This is a genomic window from uncultured Rikenella sp. (genome assembly GCF_947628055.1).
Taxonomy (GTDB): Bacteria; Bacteroidota; Bacteroidia; order Bacteroidales; family Rikenellaceae; genus Rikenella.
Map to the genome: position 1 here is coordinate 1 of NZ_CANQYJ010000166.1, position 2950 is coordinate 2950.

Consider the following 2950-nt stretch of genomic DNA (forward strand, 5'->3'; position numbering starts at 1 on the left):
TTTATCGGGGTGCGGGGAATCGGGCCGATTAAGGGCTGAGCCTCATCATATCGGCCCGATTCCAGCGCCCCGAACCAAACACAATGCAAGAGGACTGCGGAGCCTAAGGATTCGGGTAATTACAGCCCGGAAAGCCCCTATGGGGCCTTTCTTTCAAGAAAGCGACAGTCCCATACGGCACAGTGCAAAAGAACTACAGTACCCTTCCACACAAAGAACGGGTAGGCAATTATAAGCAGGAATATGATGAGACATTATTTGTTTTCCGTTTTGGGCAGTTTGGCAGCCACCGTGTTGTCCGCTTCGGCCCAGCAGGTCGCATGGCACGACCCATTGGACTCCGCGGCGATGGCAGCGGCCGGAGCATCCGGCTATATTCACGGACGAGGATTCGTCCGAAACGACTACGGACGGTTGCCGGAATCGGCCCGAGGCACCGTGCGGGACGCAGTGTGGAACCTGTCCCGGAACAGCGCGGGGCTTTACCTGCAATTTACGACCAACTCACCGGATATTACAGTAGAATATATGGTGAGCGGGGCACATGCCATGCCGCACATGCCGGCGACGGGGGTGAGCGGGGTCGATCTTTACAATGAACGCGGGGAGCGGTGCTGGGGCGGCTATTCGTTCGGAAAGCCGATCACCTATACCTACCGCGACCTGCCGGACACCTCGGCTGCGGCGACCTATACCCTCTACCTGCCGCTCTACAACACGGTCGAACGGCTGCGGATCGGGGTGCGCGCGGGGGCGGAGTTCGATTTTATTCCGGCGGATACGACCTTTGCGGACGGGCTGCCGGTGGTGGTCTACGGGACGTCGATCGCTCAGGGTGCTTGCGCGTCGCGGCCGGGGATGGCCTGGACGAATATCCTGCACCGGCTGACGGGCCGGGAGGTGGTGAACCTCGGCTTTTCGGGCAACGGACGGTTGGAACCGGAGGTGATCGACTATGTGGCTGCGATTCCAGCGGCGCTCTACGTGGTGGACTGCATGCCGAACATGTATGTGCCGGAGGACAGCGTTTACACGTTGGTGTTGAATGCGGTGCGACAGTTCCGGCGGCTGAGGCCGGAGACGCCGATCCTGCTCGCGGAGCATCCGGGGTACTCCAACCGGCGGACGAATGCGACCAAACGCGATGAGGACGAACGGGCGGACGGCGGATTGCGACGGGCGTATGCAGATTTGCGGCGCGAGGGGACAAAAGGTTTGTATTACCTTTCGCGCGAAGAGATCGGTATGCCGGCGGAGGGGATGGTGGACTATATCCATCCGTCGGACTACGGTATGGAGGCTTATGCGCGGGCGTATGGGGGGGCGATCCGAAAGATTCTGAAACGGGAATAACCGGCGAGCGAATATAGTCATTCCGCGGAGCGGGCGGGCCGAAGCCGGAGCTGGTGTGGCCGTTTAGGGTTGTTCCGGCCCGGTTCGCGTGCCGAGCGGCACCGGGCCGGACGCTCGGGAGAGAACGCAACGAGCTCCGCCGAGTTGCGGGCCTCCCGACGGGGAAGCGTCCGGCCCGCCCGGTTCTGCGAACCGGATTTTCACAGGTGGGCGGGATTTGTTCGGGGTAGTTTCGGCTCCAGTAAAACGGAGTTTTGCAAGCCCGGCGGGGGCACGCGGAGCCTGTCCGGCCCGAGGGCAGTTTCCTCCGGTTAAGGTGGAACAAACTCCCGACTCGCGTGCCGGGCGGCACCACCTTGACAAAGGGAGATCATAACTGAGAGGTTCCGTGTAAGTACCGAACGGCACCGCCGCTGAGATACCCCCATAACCCCGCCTTTGAATATTCAGTGTCATGCAAAAAACGAAGATCATATCCGGAATTATCGGTCTGACAGCCGCGTTGGTAAGTGCGGGATGCGGACCGGCGGCCACATCCGACACCTCCTACACGACAGTGGACGGTTTCGCGCAAGGCAGCACGTACCATATCGTCTATTATGATCCGCAGGGACGCGACTTGGGCACGAATATCGAAGAATTGCTGGAGGATTTCGACAATTCTCTGTCGGTCTACAACCCGAGTTCGCTGCTGACACGGCTCAACGAAAACGATACGGCGGCCGTGCCGGACAAATGGGTTACGGAGTGCCTCGACATAGCGCGCCGAATCGGCGACGACACGAAAGGGGCGTTCGATGTGACGCTGCGTCCGCTGATCGCGGCTTACCGCATCGGGACGGAAGATATGCCGCACCTGCTGTCGCAACGCGAGATCGACTCGATTCGGGTGTTCACGGGATATAAAAAAGTACGCATCGAAAACGGACGCTTAGTGAAGGATGACCCGCGGCTGGCACTGGATTTCAACGCGATCGCGCAGGGCTATTCGTCGGACCTGATGGGGGCGATGTTCGACTCGCTGGGAATCAAGGACTATATGGTCGAAATCGGAGGTGAAATCCTCTGCAAAGGAAATAATCCTTCCGGGGGGGAGTGGCGAGTGGGAATCGACCGGCCGGTGGAGGGCAATATGGTGCCGGGCGAAAACTTGCAGACGATCCTGAAACTGACGGACAGGGGGCTGGTGACTTCGGGCAATTACCGCAAGTTCGCTTTCGATGAGAATGGGAATAAGGTGACGCACACGATCGATCCGCACACGCTGCGGCCGGCGGTGCACAACCTGCTGTCGGCGACGATCATCGCTCCGACTTCGGCTGTCGCGGACGGTTATGCGACGGCTTGCATGGTGATCGGACTGGAAAAAAGCAAGCTATTGCTGGCTCGCCATCCGGAACTGGAGGCTTACTTGGTGTTCAGTCGACCGGACGGATCGATGGGGGTCTATACGACGCCTAATATTCGCAAACGAATCGTGAAGTAATGGTAGGTTTATTGTACGTGTTTGGGAGGGTACCGTTCTCTTTGTGAACAAAGAGAACCAGAAAACCGACGCAGCAGGCGAGAGCCATCGAGCTTGCTCGAATGGCCGAGG

The 2950-nt window shown here is 59.3% G+C and carries 2 protein-coding genes; both read left to right on the plus strand.

Annotated elements, in window-relative coordinates:
* Nucleotides 1-243: 243 nt before the first annotated feature.
* Nucleotides 244-1353 (plus strand): SGNH/GDSL hydrolase family protein, encoded by a 1110-nt coding sequence (locus Q0Z93_RS10065; protein WP_298065156.1) that lies wholly within the window; start codon nucleotides 244-246, stop codon nucleotides 1351-1353.
* Nucleotides 1354-1807: 454 nt separating this feature from the next.
* Entirely contained in the window at nucleotides 1808-2839 is a 1032-nt protein-coding gene (locus Q0Z93_RS10070; protein WP_298065158.1) for an FAD:protein FMN transferase, read from the plus strand.
* Nucleotides 2840-2950 lie beyond the last annotated feature (111 nt).